We start from the raw sequence: 16,202 nt of genomic DNA on the forward strand, positions 1-16,202 counted from the left end.
GCTCTATGCCGAGCTTGCCAATACTGGCGATGTTAGCGCTAACAAAGCGCATTGTCTGCTACTCGCTCGAGCGAATGCCCAAGACACCGATTCAGGCGCTGTCGTCGCAGAACGGCAGCGGTTCAGGGCCAATTTCGAGCGGGCAATCATGCACAACATCCCTGGGGCGACACACAAACTGGCGCAGTCGATTCGCGCCGCTGGCTGGATCTTTACCGGGCTGGCGGCGTTGCCGCTGCCCACGGCTTTCGCCGCCGACAGCAGCGAACAAGAGCCGACCCTCAAGTCCGTCACAGTCACCGCCACCCGCCGTGAAGAGTCGCTGCAGAAGGTGCCGGTGGCAGTGTCGGTGATCGACGGCGAACAACTGGAGCGCGACAACCGCAACGGCGTGGCGAGCATCGTTCAGCAAGTGCCGTCGCTGAATTTCCGTACCGGTGCGTCGAACAAGGACACCTCGTTGTTCGTGCGTGGCGTCGGCACGATTTCCACCTCGCCCGGCGTCGAGCCAACGGTGGCCACGGTGATCGATGGCGTGGTCTATGCGCGTCCCGGCCAATCCACTCTCGACTTGCTGGATCTGGAGCGCGTCGAAGTGCTGCGTGGCCCGCAAGGCACGCTGTTCGGCAAGAACGCCTCGGCCGGTGTGCTCAACATCACCAGCAAGGCGCCGACCAACGAGACCCACGGTTACATCGACCAGTCGTACTACAGCGGCAACGAAAGCCGCACCCGCTTCGGCATTGGCGGCAGCCTGATTCCGGACACGCTCAAGGGTTCGATCAGCACCCTGTTCGGCACTTACGACGGCAACGTCGATAACCAGCACAACGGCCAGGAGGTCAACGGCTACAACCATCGCGGCGTGCGCGGCAAACTCGAGTTCACCCCGAACGACGACGTGACCTTCACCCTGATCGCCGACTACATGCAGTCCCACGACGACGGCCCCAACGGCGTGGTCAGCAAGTCGCTGACCCCGGCATTCGCCAACGCGTTGAGCCCGGTCTACGCCAGCGGCCACAACCGCGACATCAATACCGACACCCGCAGCCACGTCGAGGACACCAACAAAGGCCTGTCCGGCCAGCTCGACTGGCAACTGGGCGATTACACCCTGACGTCGATCACCGCGTGGCGCGGCTGGGACAACACCCAATATCAGGATGGCGATCGGCTGAGCACGATCACTGCAGCGTTCCCCGGCACCGCCGACAAGGGCGAGCTGGCCTTCGACCAGTACTCGCAAGAGCTGCGCCTGGCCTCGCCGAAAGGTGAGTTCCTCGAATACGTTGGCGGCCTGTTCTACATGCACGGCAAGGATGACGAGACCTATCAGCGCACCTTGACCACCACCACACGCACCGACCGTGGCGTCGCCGATTACAGCACCACCAGCGACAGCTACGCCGCGTTCGGCGAAGCCACGCTGAACTTCACCTCGGACTTGCGTGGCATCGCCGGCCTGCGCTACACCCACGATGATCTTGAATACGATCACCGCCGCATCTCGACCTCGGCGACCACGGTCAGCGGCATTCAACCGGCCACCAGCAGTTCCGGTTCGGTAGACGAGGACGGCTGGTCCGGCCGGCTCGGCGTGCAGTACGACCTCAGCGATGCGGTCACCACGTATCTGACCTATTCGCGCGGCTACAAAGGCCCGGCGTACAACGTGTTCTTCAACATGCAGCCGCGTGACACCGAAGCGCTGAAGCCGGAGACCTCGAATACTTGGGAGGCGGGGATCAAGGCCACCAGCTGGAACAACCGGCTGACCACCAACCTCGCGGTGTTCCACAGCGATTACGACAACTACCAGGCGAACTTTTTCGACACCGTCGCCGGGCAAGTGGTGACGCGTCTGATCAACGCCGGCAGCGTCAGCACCGAAGGCGTCGAACTCGATTACGCCTTGCAGGCGACCCAGCAACTGAAGTTCTCCGGGGCGCTGGCCTACACCCGCGCGCGCATCGACCAATTCAGCTGCCCGGCGGGCGCGGCGGCGTCGTGCAACGTCAATGGCAAGCCATTGCCGTTCAGCCCCGACTGGAAAAGCTACGTGCGCGCCGACTACAGCATCCCGCTGGATAACGGCCTCGATATCGAACTCGGCACCGACTACAGCTGGCAGAGCGAAGTGCAGTACGACATCAGCCAGAATGCCGACACCAAACAGGGTGCCTACGGCATCTGGAACGCCAGCGTCGCGCTCGCCGATTACAGCAACGGCTGGCGCGTGGCGCTGCTGGGCAAGAATCTCGCCGACAAGTCCTACTCACCGTTGCTGGCCAGCGGTGGCAGCTACATCTACCGCGCCGTGCCACGGGATGACGAGCGCTACTTCGGCGTGCAACTGCGCAAGGATTTCTGAGATGAGCAGACAGCTGAAACTTGGCGCCTTTCTCATGGCCACCGGGCACCACGTCGCCGCGTGGCGGCACCCGAAAGTGCCGGCCAATGCCGGTCTGGATTTCGCCCACTACAAGCGTCTGGCGCAGATTGCCGAGGCGGCGAAGTTCGACACGCTGTTCGTCGCCGACAGTGTGGCCGCGCCGACGCAGGACATCGCCAGCCGCATGGCGCGCTCCGATCACTTCGAACCGCTGACCTTGCTCTCGGCCCTGAGCGCGGTGACCGAGCGCATCGGCCTGATCGCCACGGCGACCACCAGCTACAACGAGCCTTACCACGTGGCGCGTAAATTCGCTTCGCTCGATCATCTGTCGGGTGGCCGCGCCGGGTGGAATCTGGTGACCTCGGACAACGCCGCCGAGGCGCTGAATTTTGGTCGCGACGAGCACATCGGCCACGCCGAACGCTACAGCCGTGCCCGCGAGTTTCATCAGGTGGTCACCGGGCTGTGGGACAGTTGGGAGGACGATGCCTTTGTCCGCGACAAGGCCAGTGGCGCGTATTACGACCCGTCGAAGCTGCACGTACTGGATCACGTCGGCGAGCATTTTCGGGTGAAAGGCCCGCTGAACGTGGCGCGCTCGCCGCAGGGGCAACCGGTGATTGTGCAGGCCGGCTCGTCCGAGACCGGGCGTGAACTGGCGGCACAGACCGCTGAGGTGGTGTTCACCGCGCAGACTTCGCTTTCGGGCGCGCAGGCGTTCTACGCCGATCTCAAGGGGCGCCTGGCCAAGTACGGGCGCAGTGCCGACTCGCTGAAAATCATGCCCGGGGTGTTTGTCGTCGTCGGGCAGACGGAGGCCGAAGCGCAGGAAAAATGTGAAACGTTTCAGCAATTGGTCGAACCGGAGGTTGGCGTGGCGTTGCTTGGGCGTATGCTGGGCAACTTCGACTTGTCGAAGTACCCGCTGGACGGACCGCTACCGGAGTTGCCACTGACCGACAGCGGCCAGCAGAGCCGGCAGAAATTGCTGACTGAACTGGCGGGCCGGGAGAATCTGACCCTCGCCGAATTGGGCCGCAAGATTGCCGGTGGGCGCGGGCATTACAGTCTGGTGGGCACGCCGGCGCAGATCGCCGATCGCTTGCAGGAGTGGTTCGAACAGCGCGCGGCGGACGGCTTCAACGTGCTGGTGCCGCACCTGCCGGGCGGGCTCGAAGACTTCGCCCATGGCGTGGTGCCGGAACTGCAACGGCGCGGGCTGTTCAGAACCGAGTATGAGGGCCGGACCTTGCGCGAAAACCTGGGCCTTGCCCGACCGCGAAACAGATTTGTGTAGATCACTTTTGTGGCGAGGGAGCTTGCTCCCGCTGGTCTGCGAAGCAGACCCAAAACCTGCAATCGCATTCAGACAGGCATACCACGCTGGACGGTTTGCGGTTGCTGCGCAACCGAGCGGGAGCAAGCTCCCTCGCCACAGGGTTGGGATTCACCCTCAATTTGCTGTTCATCAAACAAGAGAGGATTCGATGACTTACACCGCTGCCGAAAACCGCTACGACTCCATCCCTTACCGCCGCGTCGGCCGCAGCGGTCTGGTGCTGCCGGCGCTGTCGCTGGGCCTGTGGCACAACTTCGGCGACAGCACGCCGATCGACACCCAGCGCGCCCTGCTGCGCACCGCGTTCGACCTGGGCATCAACCACTTCGACCTGGCCAACAATTACGGCCCGCCGTACGGCAGCGCCGAGATCAATTTCGGTCGCCTGCTGCGCGAAGACTTCAAGCACTACCGCGATGAACTGATCATTTCAAGCAAGGCCGGTTGGGACATGTGGCCCGGCCCGTACGGTCAGGGCGGCGGCTCGCGCAAATACGTGCTGGCCAGTCTCGACCAGAGCCTGCAGCGCCTCGGTCTGGACTATGTGGATATCTTCTATTCGCACCGCTTCGACCCGGACACCCCGCTGGAAGAAACCGCCAGCGCCCTCGCCACCGCCGTGCAGCAGGGCAAGGCGTTGTACATCGGTATCTCGTCGTACTCCGGGGTAAAAACCCGCGAGATCGCTGCGCTGCTCAAGGAATGGAAGGTACCGCTGCTGATTCATCAGCCGGCGTACAACCTGCTCAATCGCTGGGTGGAAAAAGACCTGCTCGACACCACCGACGAGCTCGGTACTGGCGTGATCGCCTTCACCCCGCTGGCGCAAGGTCTGCTGACCGATAAATACCTCAACGGCGTGCCGGCAAATGCGCGGGTCAATCGTCCGGGCGGTGGTTCGTTGCAGGCGTCGCATCTGTCCGAGGCCAACATCGCGCATGTGCGCGCACTGAACGAGATCGCCAAGCGTCGCGGTCAGAGCCTGGCGCAACTGGCACTGGCCTGGACCCTGCGTGATCCGCGAGTGACCTCGGCACTGATCGGCGCGAGCCGGCCGGAGCAGATCATCGAGAACGTCGGGGCGTTGAAGAATCTGAGTTTCAGTGCCGAAGAACTGGCGGAGATCGACCGGTTTGCCCAGGAGGGCGGGATCAATCTGTGGGAGAAGCCTTCGACTGCTGAATAAGTCACTGGCGCCGAATTATTCGGCGCCTGCTCTGACGCTTTCGCGGGCAAGCCCGCTCTCACAGGTAATTGCGTTCCTCCTGAAGAAACACGATCAAACTGTGGGAGCGGGCTTGCTCGCGAAGGGGCCTTTGAAAACAACACAGCAATCAGGCCTTATTTGAAGAACGGCACATCCCCCAACACCGTCGCCCGCTGCATCACCCGTCGTGCCGGGCGGTAATCATCCACCGCGTAATGTTGGGTCACGCGGTTGTCCCAGAAGGCAATATCGTCCTGCTGCCAGCGCCAGCGAATGGTGAATTCCGGCCGCGTTGCGTGGGCGAACAGGAACTTCAATATCGCCTCGCTCTCGGTATCCGACAGCTCGTTGATCTTCGAGGTGAAGCCTTCGTTGACGAACAACGAACGGCGTCCGCTCACAGGATGGGTGCGGATCACCGGGTGCGACAGCGGCGGATTCTTGCGTCGTGCCTCTTCCCACTGTGCCAGGGCTTGCGGCGTGTTGCCGTAACGCTCCAGCGGAAACGAACGGGTGAAATCGTGAGTCGCGGTCAGCCCTTCGAGCAGCTTTTTCATCGGTGCCGAAAGCGCTTCATACGCGGCAATTCCGCTGGCCCACAGGGTGTCGCCGCCAAATTCCGGCAACAGCTTGGCGCTGAGCACTGCCCCCATCGCCGGGGTCGGCAGGAAGGTCACGTCGGTGTGCCAGATCGCGTTGTCGCGCACGTCGGTGACGGCGGTGTCGAGGATCAGCACTTCGGGCTGCTCCGGCACATTCGGGTAGATCGGGTGAATGTGCAGGTCGCCGAAATACGCGGCGAAACGTGCCTGTTGCGAAGGCTCGATCGGCTGGTTGCGGAAGAACAGCACCTGGTACTTGAGCAGCGCCTGCTCGATGGCGTCGCGCTGTTCCAGGTTCAACGGCTGGCTGACGTCGACGCCGCTGATCTGCGCGCCGAGGGCCGAGCTTAATGGGGTGATGGTCAGGCTGCTCATGGTCTTACTCTTCGAATTCGGGGATAGAGCTTTTGTAGGAGTGAGCCTGCTCGCGATTGCAGGCTGGCAGTCAATGCTGGGGTGAATGACACACCGCAATCGCGAGCAGGCTCACTCCTACAGGGGATTCACATCAAATATGTCAGTGCGCCTGGCCGTGCCACGGCACCAGTTTGCGCTGCAGGGCGCGCAGGCCCATTTCCATGGCGAAGGCAATCAAGGCGATTACCAGAATCCCCAGCACCACCACATCGGTGACCAGAAATTGCGCAGCCGACTGCACCATGAAGCCCAAGCCGCTGGTGGCGGCGATCAGTTCGGCGGCGACCAGGGTCGACCAGCCAACGCCCAGACCAATGCGCACACCGGTGAGAATGTCCGGCAGGGCACTGGGCAAGATCACATGGCGAATCAGTTGTGCACGGGTTGCACCAAGCGACTGCGCAGCGCGCAATTTCGCCGGGTCTACAGTGCGCACACCGGTGGCTGTTGCGATGGCGATCGGCGCAAAAATCGCCAGGTAGATCAGCAGCACTTTCGACAACTCGCCGATGCCACACCAGATCACGATCAGCGGCAGATAAGCCAATGGCGGAATCGGCCGGTAGAACTCGATCAACGGATCAAGCACACCACGGGCAATACGGTTGGCGCCGATGGCGATGCCCACCGGCACTGCGGTCAGAATCGCAAAGCCGAGACCCAGACCGATGCGGCTCAGGCTCGCGCCCAAGTGCTGCCACAGGGTGGAATCCATGTAACCGGTAGTCGCCAGCAACCAGCCCTTTTGCAGCACGGCGGACGGTGGCGGCAGGAATAGCGGTTCGATCAAACCGCTGGCGGTCACCGCCCACCAGATCACCAGCAAGGTCAACAGGGTCAGCAGGCTGATCCACCGCGTGCTGAGGCTGCGCCGCACGGGAATCACCACTGAAGGGCTTTTCACTGCCGGGGCGGAAACGTCGTAACTGCTCATGCGCGCTCCTGCCGTTGTACGGCGCTGCGTTGCGAGAACACTTTGCTCAACACGTGCTCGCGGGTTTCGATAAAACGCGGGTCGGATTTGATCGCCCGCGCCGACTCACCGGCAGCGTAACGCTGACCGAATTCCAGATGCAGGCGCTCGACGATCTGCCCCGGATTCGGTGCCAGCAGAATCAGGTCAGTGGCGAGGAACACCGCTTCTTCGATGTCGTGGGTAATCAGGAACACCGGTTTGGCGGTGCGCTGCCAGACTTGCAGCAACAGCTCCTGCATCTGCTCGCGGGTGAATGCGTCAAGGGCGCCGAAGGGCTCGTCCATCAGCAGCACACGCGGGTCAGCGGCGAGGGCGCGGGCCAGGCCGACGCGCTGTTTCTGGCCGCCGGAGAGTTGCCAGATGCGGCGATTTTCGAAACCGGAAAGGTCGACCAGCGCAAGCATTTCCCGGGCGATCTTTTCGCGTTTGTCCTTGGCAACGCCAGCCAGTTCCAGACCGAAAGCGACGTTGGCCAACACATCCTGCCAAGGCAACAGCGCGTCGTCCTGAAACACCACGCCACGTTCGGCGCTCGGGCCTTTGACCGGCACGCCGTCGAGGGTGATGCGCCCGGCGCTGGGTTCGACGAAGCCGGCAATCAGGTTCAACAGTGAAGTCTTGCCACTGCCGGACGGGCCGAGGGCGACCAGCAATTGCTGAGGCCCGAGGGTCAGGGAAATGTCCGCCAGCACCGGTTCCGGGCTGCCGGGATACTGTGCGCTGATGCGCTCCAGCTGTAGCAAGGCCATCGCAGTCCACTCCCGATCAATTGGTGATGTATTTGGCGCTGACGTACGGCGCGTAGTCCGGCAGTACGGCCTCGACCTTGCCCTGCTCCTTGAGGAACGCGGCGGTGTCGGTGATGGCCTTGGTGGTCGGCGCGCCGAGTGTGATCACCTGATCAGCCGCCAGCGGGTAGACGTTGCCTTGCAGCAGCAATGGAACGTCGCTGGCCTTGGCGCCGGAGAGCTTTACCAGTTTGTCGACGTGGGACTGGTCGGCGAGCCAGGCTTGTGGATCCTTGCGGTAATCGGCGTAGGCGTCGAGGGTGACCTTGGCGAACGCGGTGACGATTTCCGGGTGCTTCTCGGCGAAGTCCTTGCGCACGATCCAGGCATCGAAGGTCGGCGCGCCGAACTTGGCCAGTTCGCCGGAGGTAATCAGCACTTTGCCGTTTTCCTTGGCCACACCGAGGGCCGGATCCCACACGTAAGTGGCGTCGATATCACCGCGTTTCCACGCGGCGATGATCGCTGGCGGGGCGAGGTTGAGCACGGTGACTTTCGACGGATCGATGTTCCAGTGCTTCAGCGCGGCGAGCAGGCTGTAGTGACCGGTGGACACGAACGGCACGGCGATTTTCTTGCCGATCAGATCCTGTGGGGTCTTGATCCCGGAACCGTCACGAGCGACCAGTGCTTCGGCGGCGCCGATCTGGGTGGCGATGAGGAAAGTTTCCACCGGAACCTTGCGGGTGATCGCAGCGGTCAGCGGGCTAGAACCGAGGTAGCCGATCTGCACGTCACCGGAAGCGATGGCAGCGATGATGTCGGCGCCGTTATCGAACTTGCGCCAGTTGATGTCGGCCTTGGTGGCTTTTTCGTAGGCGCCATCGGCCTGGGCGACTTTCGCCGGGTCGACGGTGGTCTGGTAGGCGACGGTGAGGTCGGCGGCCTGCGCCAGAAAGCTCGCAGCAGCCAACGAGGCCACGGCCAGCAGGCGAAGCGGGAAATTCAGTTTCATGGGGAGTGCTCCAAATCAGGCGACCGACGATCGGCGTCAAAGGAGACTAAATGATCTAAGAATCCAAAAATAAATAACTTTTTAGACTTAGCTTATGAGCGGAAAAATCTAAGCGGAGGGATTGCTGGTGAGGCCATTGTGGCGAGGGAGCTTGCTCCCGCTGGAGGCCGGAGGACTCCAATATCAATTCATCACGGTGCTTCTTATGCACCGGGGGACTGAAATTGCGGCTGCTGCGCAGCCGAGCGGGAGCAAGCTCCCTCGCCACAGGTAATAGTGGTTAGTTGCTGATCGCCAGAATGCTCGCCTGATACGACCCGACAAACACGTCGAAATCACCGACCTCGTTCTGCTCCAGCTCCGCCTGTTGCGCCAGCGACGAGCGCGCCAGCTCTTCAAACTTCGCCTGTTCATCAGCAGCCAACCGCTCGCTGCGGAAGAACTCGGCATGCACCTGGCTCTGGCGCAGGGAGAATTGCGCGAAGCTTTCCTTGTGCTCGGCCATGGCCGCCAGCACTTGGGCCGACGGGGTCAGGGACGAATCCTTGACCTTGGCCAGTTGCGCATCCAGCGCCTTGCTGTGCGCGTCGCCGCCATGGCTCTGATCGAGCAACGCCGCCAGCGGTGCGATTTTTTCCAGCAGCTCGGCTGCCCAAACCTTCAACTCGACCGCTTCGCCGTCACGCTGCAATTGCAGGCCCGGACGCCGACCTTCCTTGACCACGCTGAGGAAGTTCGAAGTGGCATTGCCGCACGAAGTGTTGGTCAGCAGCGGACTGTCGTTCAGCGCGCAGTACAGCAGGAACGCATCGAGGAAGCGCGATTCAGTGACGTCGATGCCCATCGGCAGGAACGGGTTGATGTCCAGGCAACGCACTTCGACGTACTGAATGCCGCGGGCCATCAGCGCCTGGATCGGCCGCTCGCCGGTGTAGGTCACGCGTTTCGGACGGATGTTGGAGTAGTACTCGTTTTCGATCTGCAGGATGTTGGTGTTGAGCTGTACCCACTCGCCATCCTGGTGCGTGCCGACTTCAACGTACGGCGGGTATGGCGTGGCCACGGCCTTGCGCAGGCTGTCGGTGTAGCTCGCCAGATCGTTGTAGCACGGTGTCAGGCCGGCCTGGGCGTTGCTCTGGTAACCAAGGTCGCTCATGCGCAGGCTGGTGGCGTACGGCAGGTACAGGGTGTCCGCATCCAGTTGTTCCAACTGATGCGAACGGCCGCGCAGGAAGCCCGCATCCAGCGCTGGCGACGCACCGAACAGGTACATCAGCAGCCAGCTGTAGCGGCGGAAATTACGGATCAGTGCGATGTAGGACGACGACTGGAAATCGCGGTCAGTGCCGACAAAACCCTCGGCCTCGCGCAGCAGCGGCCAGAGCTTTTCCGGCAGGGAAAAGTTGTAGTGAATCCCGGCGATGCACTGCATGGTCTTGCCGTACCGCAGGGCCAGGCCCTTGCGGTAAACGTACTTGAGCTGACCGATGTTGGAGGTGCCGTAATAGGCGATCGGGATGTCTTCCTCGGCCGGCAGCGGGCACGGCATCGATGGACTCCACAGGTACTCGTTGCCGAGCTTGCTGTAGGCAAAGCGATGAATCTTGTCCAGGCTCGCCAGCGTATCGGCAGGATCGGGCAGGGCGGGGGTGATGAATTCCAGCAGCGACTCGGAGTAGTCGGTGGTGATCTGTTCATTGGTCAGCGCGGAACCCAAGGCTTCCGGGTGCGGCGTTTGCGCCAGACGACCTTCACTGGTCACGCGCAGGCATTCACGTTCGATACCGTGGAGGCACTGTTCGAGCAGAGAGAGGTTGGCGCGCTCGCCGAGCAGAGCCAGGCGGCGGTTGAGAAGTTCGCTCAATTTGGATTCCTTCACGCGTCAGTCGCCCCAATATGGGGGTGGGCAGGACGGTCTACAAGGGTGAAGTTGAAACTGGCGTTATCGCCTGGTTTTTCGGGCTCACGAAGCCCCTTTCGAACCGCCGACTTCAATCCCTGAATCTGGCAGATGCACGCGAAGACTATGCGATCCCTGTGGGAGCGGGCTTGCTCGCGAAGAGGGCGTGTCAGTCAACATCAATTTGCCTGACACACCGCCTTCGCGAGCAAGCCCGCTCCCACAGAAAAGCTCGACGCTGCGATCACAGCGCCGAAATTAACTCAAAATGATGAACAACATCTACAGGACAGCGAACGTGCCTTGCGCTTTTGCGACCAGTTTGTCGCCTTGCATCACGTCGGCCTCGACCACCAGCGTGCGGCGGCCCGGGTGGATGACCCGCGCCGTGCACAGCACCTCGCCGTCGGATACGGCGCGGATGTAGTTGATCTTGCACTCGATGGTCGCGCTCTGCTGATCGAAGCCGTGGGTGCTGGAACAGGCCAGACCCATGGCGATATCGACCAGACTGAACAGCGCGCCACCGTGCAATTTGCCGCCGCGATTGCGCAGTTGCGGTTCCAGCACCAGGGCGACTTGCGCCACCCCGGTTTCCAGGCTGTGCAGGCGGCAGCCCAACAGCTTGAAAAACGCGCTCTCGACGAGCCCGGCCGGAATTTCCATCAGCGTTTCTTCAATTGCTTGGCGTTGGCGAACAGTGAAGCCATGGCGTTGTTCACCGGCGCGGCTGTGGCCGTTTCCTTGCGTGGCGCGTTGCCCGAAGACTGGCGCGGTGCCGAGCCCGGACGCGAACCACGGGCACCGTCGATCTTCTCGCCCGGGGTGTCGCTCATGCGCATCGACAGACCGACGCGTTTGCGCGGGATATCGACTTCCATGACCTTCACTTTCACCACGTCACCCGCCTTCACTGCTTCGCGTGGGTCCTTGATGAACTTCTCCGACAGCGCCGAGATGTGCACCAGGCCGTCCTGATGCACGCCGATGTCGACGAATGCGCCAAACGCGGTCACGTTGGTCACCACGCCTTCGAGGATCATCCCCAGTTGCAGGTCTTTCAGGTCTTCGACGCCTTCCTGGAACTCGGCGGTCTTGAACTCCGGACGCGGGTCGCGACCGGGTTTTTCCAGTTCTTGCAGGATGTCGGTGACGGTCGGCAGACCGAAGGTCTCGTCGGTGAACTTCTTCGGATCCAGACGCTTGAGGAACGCGGCGTCGCCAATCAGCGAGCGAATGTCGCGGTCGGTTTCAGCGGCGATGCGCTGTACCAGCGGATAGGCTTCCGGGTGAACAGCCGAGGAATCCAGCGGATTGTCGCCGTTCATCACGCGCAGGAAGCCTGCGGCCTGTTCGAAGGTTTTCTCGCCCAGACGCGCAACTTTCTTCAGCGCCGCACGGGTTTTGAAGGCGCCGTGCTCGTCACGGTGGGCGACGATGTTCTGCGCCAGGGTCGCGTTGAGGCCGGAGATCCGCGCCAGCAAGGCCACCGAGGCGGTGTTCACATCGACGCCGACGGCGTTCACGCAGTCCTCGACCACCGCATCCAGACCACGCGCCAGTTTTAGTTGCGAGACGTCGTGCTGGTACTGGCCGACACCGATGGATTTCGGATCGATCTTCACCAGCTCGGCCAGCGGATCCTGCAAGCGGCGAGCAATCGACACCGCGCCACGGATCGACACGTCCAGATCCGGGAATTCCTTGGCCGCCAGTTCCGATGCCGAGTACACCGAGGCGCCGGCCTCGGACACCATGACCTTGGTCATCTTCATTGCTGGGTATTTTTTGATCAGCTCGATCGCCAGTTTGTCGGTTTCGCGGCTGGCGGTGCCGTTGCCGATGGCGATCAGGTCAACCGAGTGCTTGGCGCACAGGGCGGCCAGAATCGCGATGGTCTGATCCCATTTGTTGTGCGGCACGTGCGGGTAAACCGTGGCGTGATCGAGCAGCTTGCCGGTAGAGTCGACCACCGCAACCTTGCAGCCGGTACGCAGGCCCGGGTCGAGGCCCAGGGTGGCGCGCGGGCCGGCCGGCGCGGCCAGCAGCAGGTCGTGCAGGTTGTGGGCGAAGACGTTGATCGCCTCGGTTTCGGCGCCGTCGCGCAGCTCGCCGAGCAGGTCGGTTTCCAGGTGCGTGTAGAGCTTGACCTTCCAGGTCCAGCGCACCACTTCACCGAGCCATTTGTCGGCCGGGCGATTCTGATTCTGGATGCCGAATTGCTGGCCGATCATGCCTTCGCACGGGTGCATGGTGCCCGGCAGTTCGTCGCCGACTTTCAGCGCGGAGCTGAGGATGCCTTCGTTGCGGCCACGGAATATCGCGAGTGCGCGGTGCGACGGCATGCTTTTCAGCGGCTCGTCGTGTTCGAAGTAGTCGCGGAACTTGGCGCCTTCTTCTTCCTTGCCGGCGATCACGCGGGCGCTGATGGTCGCTTCCTGCTTGAGGAAGTTACGCAGCTTTTCCAGCAGGCTGGCGTCTTCGGCAAAACGCTCCATCAGGATGTACTTGGCGCCTTCAAGCGCAGCCTTGACGTCGGCTACGCCTTTTTCGGCGTCGACGAAGCGTGCGGCTTCGGTTTCTGGCGTCAGGTTCGGGTCGTTGAACAGGCCGTCGGCCAGCTCGCCGAGGCCGGCTTCCAGGGCAATCTGGCCCTTGGTGCGGCGCTTCTGCTTGTACGGCAGGTACAAGTCTTCGAGGCGGGTCTTGGTGTCGGCGAGCTTGATGTCGCGCTCGAGGGCAGGGGTGAGTTTGCCTTGCTCCTGGATGCTGGCGAGGATGCTGATGCGCCGTTCGTCGAGTTCTCGCAGGTAGCGCAGACGCTCTTCCAGATGACGCAACTGGGTGTCATCGAGGCTGCCGGTGACTTCTTTCCGGTAACGGGCGATGAAAGGAACGGTAGAGCCTTCATCGAGTAGCGCGACGGCCGCTTCGACCTGTTGCGGGCGTACGCCGAGTTCCTCGGCGATGCGGCTGTTGATGCTGTCCATAAAACCACCTGACATATTGTGAAAGCAGGCTCGCAGGCACGGAAATAAAGGCCCGGAGTCTGGTTGAGCGGCTAGAAAATTGCCGCTGCCTGGGTCAAAAGGCACCCCATTGACCCGTGAAATCGAATAATTACTGCGCAGGCCCGGAAAATATCGCGGCCACCTGCGGTAACGATTCAGACGTTGCCTGGCACAAAACGCCGCGCATTATAACCAGCGTTCTGTCATTCGGGGGTGTAGCAGTCTGTAGGTAGAAACCCCGGTTTTCTGGCAGTGAAGGAAAAATCTGCTAACAATGCACACGGTGCGTATAACGGCAGCTACGCCATAATGCGCGCCGAGCTAAAAGGAGCATCCAATGAGCAGCACTGCAAACAATGCTGAAGGCGAAAAAATTCTAATTGTTGACGACGATCCGGGGCTGAGCAGCCTGCTGGAACGCTTTTTCGTCAGCAAGGGCTACCGTGCCCGTGCCGTACCGAACACCGAGCAAATGGACCGTCTGCTGTCGCGTGAAGTGTTCAATCTGGTCGTCCTCGACCTGATGCTGCCGGGCGAAGACGGCCTGACCGCATGCCGTCGCCTGCGGGCGGCGAACAATCAGATTCCGATCATCATGCTCACCGCCAAGGGCGATGAGATGAGCCGCATCAAGGGCCTGGAACTGGGCGCCGATGACTACCTGGCCAAGCCGTTCAACCCGGACGAGCTGATGGCTCGGGTCAAAGCCGTACTGCGTCGCCAGGCTGCGCCGGTGCCGGGCGCGCCGGGCAGCGAAGACGAAAACGTCACCTTCGGTGATTACGTGCTGTCGCTGGCCACCCGCGAGCTGAAGCGTGGCGAAGAAGTGCATATGCTCACCACTGGTGAGTTCGCGGTACTCAAGGCGCTGGTGATGAACGCGCGTCAGCCGCTGACCCGCGACAAGCTGATGAACCTGGCCCGTGGCCGCGAGTGGGATGCGCTGGAGCGCTCCATCGACGTGCAGATTTCCCGTCTGCGCCGGATGATCGAACCGGATCCCTCGAAACCGCGCTACATCCAGACGGTCTGGGGCGTGGGCTACGTGTTCGTACCGGATGGCGCCGCTACCAAGTGATCGGCGATTTGTAGGAGCGGGTCTGCGCAGACCGGGTTGATCGACCCTCTACGCAGACTCGCAATCCGCAATATGCGAGCATGGCTCGCTCCTGCAAGTGTGTAACGGTTATCGATGAAAACCCCCGTCTGGTTCCCCCAAAGTTTTTTCTCCCGCACCCTGTGGCTGGTGCTCATCGTCGTGCTGTTTTCCAAGGCGCTGACCCTGGTTTATCTGTTGATGAACGAGGACGTGCTGGTGGATCGCCAATACAGCCACGGCGTAGCCCTGACGCTGCGCGCCTACTGGGCGGCCGATGAAGAAAACCGCGCGAAGATCGCCGATGCCGCGACCCTGATCCGGGTGGTCGGTGCCGGTGTACCTGAGGGCGAACAGCATTGGCCCTACAGTGAAATCTATCAGCGGCAGATGCAGGCGGAGCTAGGCGCCGACACCGAAGTGCGCTTGCGCATGCACTCGCCGCCGGCGCTGTGGGTGCGTGCGCCAAGCCTCGGTGACGGCTGGCTGAAAGTGCCGCTGTACCCGCATCCATTGCGCGGCCAGAAAATCTGGAACGTACTCGGCTGGTTCCTCGCCATCGGCTTGCTGTCCACCGCCTCGGCGTGGATTTTCGTCAGCCAGCTCAACCAGCCGTTGAAGCGTCTGGTGTACGCTGCGCGGCAACTCGGTCAGGGCCGCAGCGTGCGTCTGCCGATCAGCGACACACCGAGTGAGATGACCGAGGTGTATCGCGCCTTCAACCAGATGGCCGAAGACGTCGAACAGGCCGGTCGCGAGCGTGAGCTGATGCTGGCGGGGGTCTCCCATGACTTGCGCACACCGTTGACCCGCTTGCGTCTGTCGCTGGAACTGATGGGCGATCGCAACGATTTGACCGACGACATGGTGCGCGACATCGAAGACATGGACGCGATTCTCGACCAGTTCCTCGCGTTCATTCGCGACGGTCGTGACGAGTCGGTGGAGGAGGTCGATCTGAGCGATCTGGTGCGTGAAGTGGCCGCACCGTACAACCAAAGCGAAGAGAAAGTGCGTCTGCGTCTGGAACCGATCCAGCCGTTTCCGCTGCGCCGGGTGTCGATGAAACGCCTGCTGAACAACCTGATCGGCAACGCCCTGAACCATGCCGGCAGCGGCGTCGAGGTCGCGGCTTATGTGTCCGGCGATACCAGCGCGCCGTATGTGGTGCTGAGCGTGATGGACCGTGGCGCGGGGATCGATCCGTCGGAGCTTGAGGCGATCTTCAACCCGTTCACCCGTGGCGACCGTGCCCGGGGCGGGAAAGGTACCGGGCTGGGGTTGGCGATCGTGAAGCGGATTGCTTCGATGCATGGCGGCAATGTCGAGCTGCGCAACCGCTCCGGGGGTGGACTGGAAGCGCGCGTTCGATTGCCGTTGGGGCTGATGTTGCCGCGGGATGCCGTCTGACAGTCGGGATATTCAGCGGGGCTGATGGCCCCTTCGCGAGCAAGCCCGCTCCCACAGGGGAACGCATTCCAAAATGTGTGAGCGGGCTTGCTCGCGAAGGCGG

The 16,202-nt window shown here is 62.1% G+C and carries 12 protein-coding genes; 5 read left to right on the forward strand and 7 right to left on the reverse strand.

The window, feature by feature from the left end; all coding sequences use genetic code 11:
• Positions 1–148 precede the first annotated feature (148 nt).
• The 3 genes from AC1RBR_RS26525 to mgrA all read left to right on the forward strand — a co-directional run bounded on the left by AC1RBR_RS26525 (position 149) and on the right by mgrA (position 4,923).
• Positions 149–2,374: a TonB-dependent receptor gene (locus AC1RBR_RS26525; protein WP_492567301.1), complete on the forward strand. Its 2,226-nt coding sequence runs from the start codon at positions 149–151 to the stop codon at positions 2,372–2,374.
• 1 nt (position 2,375) lies between these two features.
• Entirely contained in the window at positions 2,376–3,695 is a 1,320-nt protein-coding gene (locus AC1RBR_RS26530; protein ID WP_492567302.1) for an LLM class flavin-dependent oxidoreductase, read from the forward strand.
• A gap of 190 nt (positions 3,696–3,885) precedes the next feature.
• Positions 3,886–4,923 (forward strand): L-glyceraldehyde 3-phosphate reductase, encoded by a 1,038-nt coding sequence (gene mgrA / locus AC1RBR_RS26535; RefSeq protein ID WP_492567303.1) that lies wholly within the window; start codon positions 3,886–3,888, stop codon positions 4,921–4,923.
• Between the two features lie 155 nt (positions 4,924–5,078).
• On the opposite strand, the gene tauD is transcribed toward mgrA, so the two are convergent.
• The 7 genes from tauD to AC1RBR_RS26570 form a co-directional block, all read right to left on the reverse strand.
• Complete coding sequence (gene tauD / locus AC1RBR_RS26540; RefSeq protein WP_097086892.1) at positions 5,079–5,921, reverse strand: taurine dioxygenase; 843 nt, start codon at positions 5,919–5,921, stop codon at positions 5,079–5,081.
• Between the two features lie 142 nt (positions 5,922–6,063).
• Complete coding sequence (gene tauC / locus AC1RBR_RS26545) at positions 6,064–6,897, reverse strand: taurine ABC transporter permease TauC (protein ID WP_492567304.1); 834 nt, start codon at positions 6,895–6,897, stop codon at positions 6,064–6,066.
• Positions 6,894–7,688 (reverse strand): taurine ABC transporter ATP-binding subunit, encoded by a 795-nt coding sequence (gene tauB, locus AC1RBR_RS26550; protein WP_492567305.1) that lies wholly within the window; start codon positions 7,686–7,688, stop codon positions 6,894–6,896. Before tauB ends, tauC begins: the two co-directional genes overlap by 4 nt.
• A 16-nt stretch (positions 7,689–7,704) precedes the next feature.
• On the reverse strand, positions 7,705–8,682 hold the full coding sequence (gene tauA, locus AC1RBR_RS26555) for a taurine ABC transporter substrate-binding protein (RefSeq protein ID WP_492567306.1): 978 nt from the start codon (positions 8,680–8,682) through the stop codon (positions 7,705–7,707).
• Between the two features lie 280 nt (positions 8,683–8,962).
• Positions 8,963–10,546 carry a glutamate--cysteine ligase gene (gene gshA, locus AC1RBR_RS26560; RefSeq protein WP_492567307.1) on the reverse strand — a complete coding sequence of 528 codons (1,584 nt, stop codon included), beginning with the start codon at positions 10,544–10,546 and terminating at the stop codon, positions 8,963–8,965.
• A 318-nt stretch (positions 10,547–10,864) separates the two neighbouring features.
• The gene (locus tag AC1RBR_RS26565; protein WP_086793980.1) at positions 10,865–11,248 is read right to left on the reverse strand and encodes a PaaI family thioesterase; all 384 of its coding nucleotides are present in this window, start codon (positions 11,246–11,248) and stop codon (positions 10,865–10,867) included.
• A complete protein-coding gene (locus tag AC1RBR_RS26570; protein WP_123585646.1) occupies positions 11,248–13,572 on the reverse strand; it encodes a Tex family protein in 2,325 nt (774 codons plus the stop codon). The genes AC1RBR_RS26565 and AC1RBR_RS26570 overlap by 1 nt, the downstream gene beginning before the upstream one ends.
• A gap of 358 nt (positions 13,573–13,930) precedes the next feature.
• Between AC1RBR_RS26570 and ompR the strand changes: the two genes are divergently transcribed.
• Complete coding sequence (gene ompR / locus AC1RBR_RS26575; RefSeq protein WP_003220637.1) at positions 13,931–14,671, forward strand: osmolarity response regulator transcription factor OmpR; 741 nt, start codon at positions 13,931–13,933, stop codon at positions 14,669–14,671.
• Between the two features lie 114 nt (positions 14,672–14,785).
• Complete coding sequence (locus AC1RBR_RS26580) at positions 14,786–16,099, forward strand: ATP-binding protein (RefSeq protein WP_027611205.1); 1,314 nt, start codon at positions 14,786–14,788, stop codon at positions 16,097–16,099.
• Positions 16,100–16,202: the final 103 nt, after the last annotated feature.

It is taken from the genome of Pseudomonas sp. GW823-FHT01D03, from assembly GCF_058798255.1.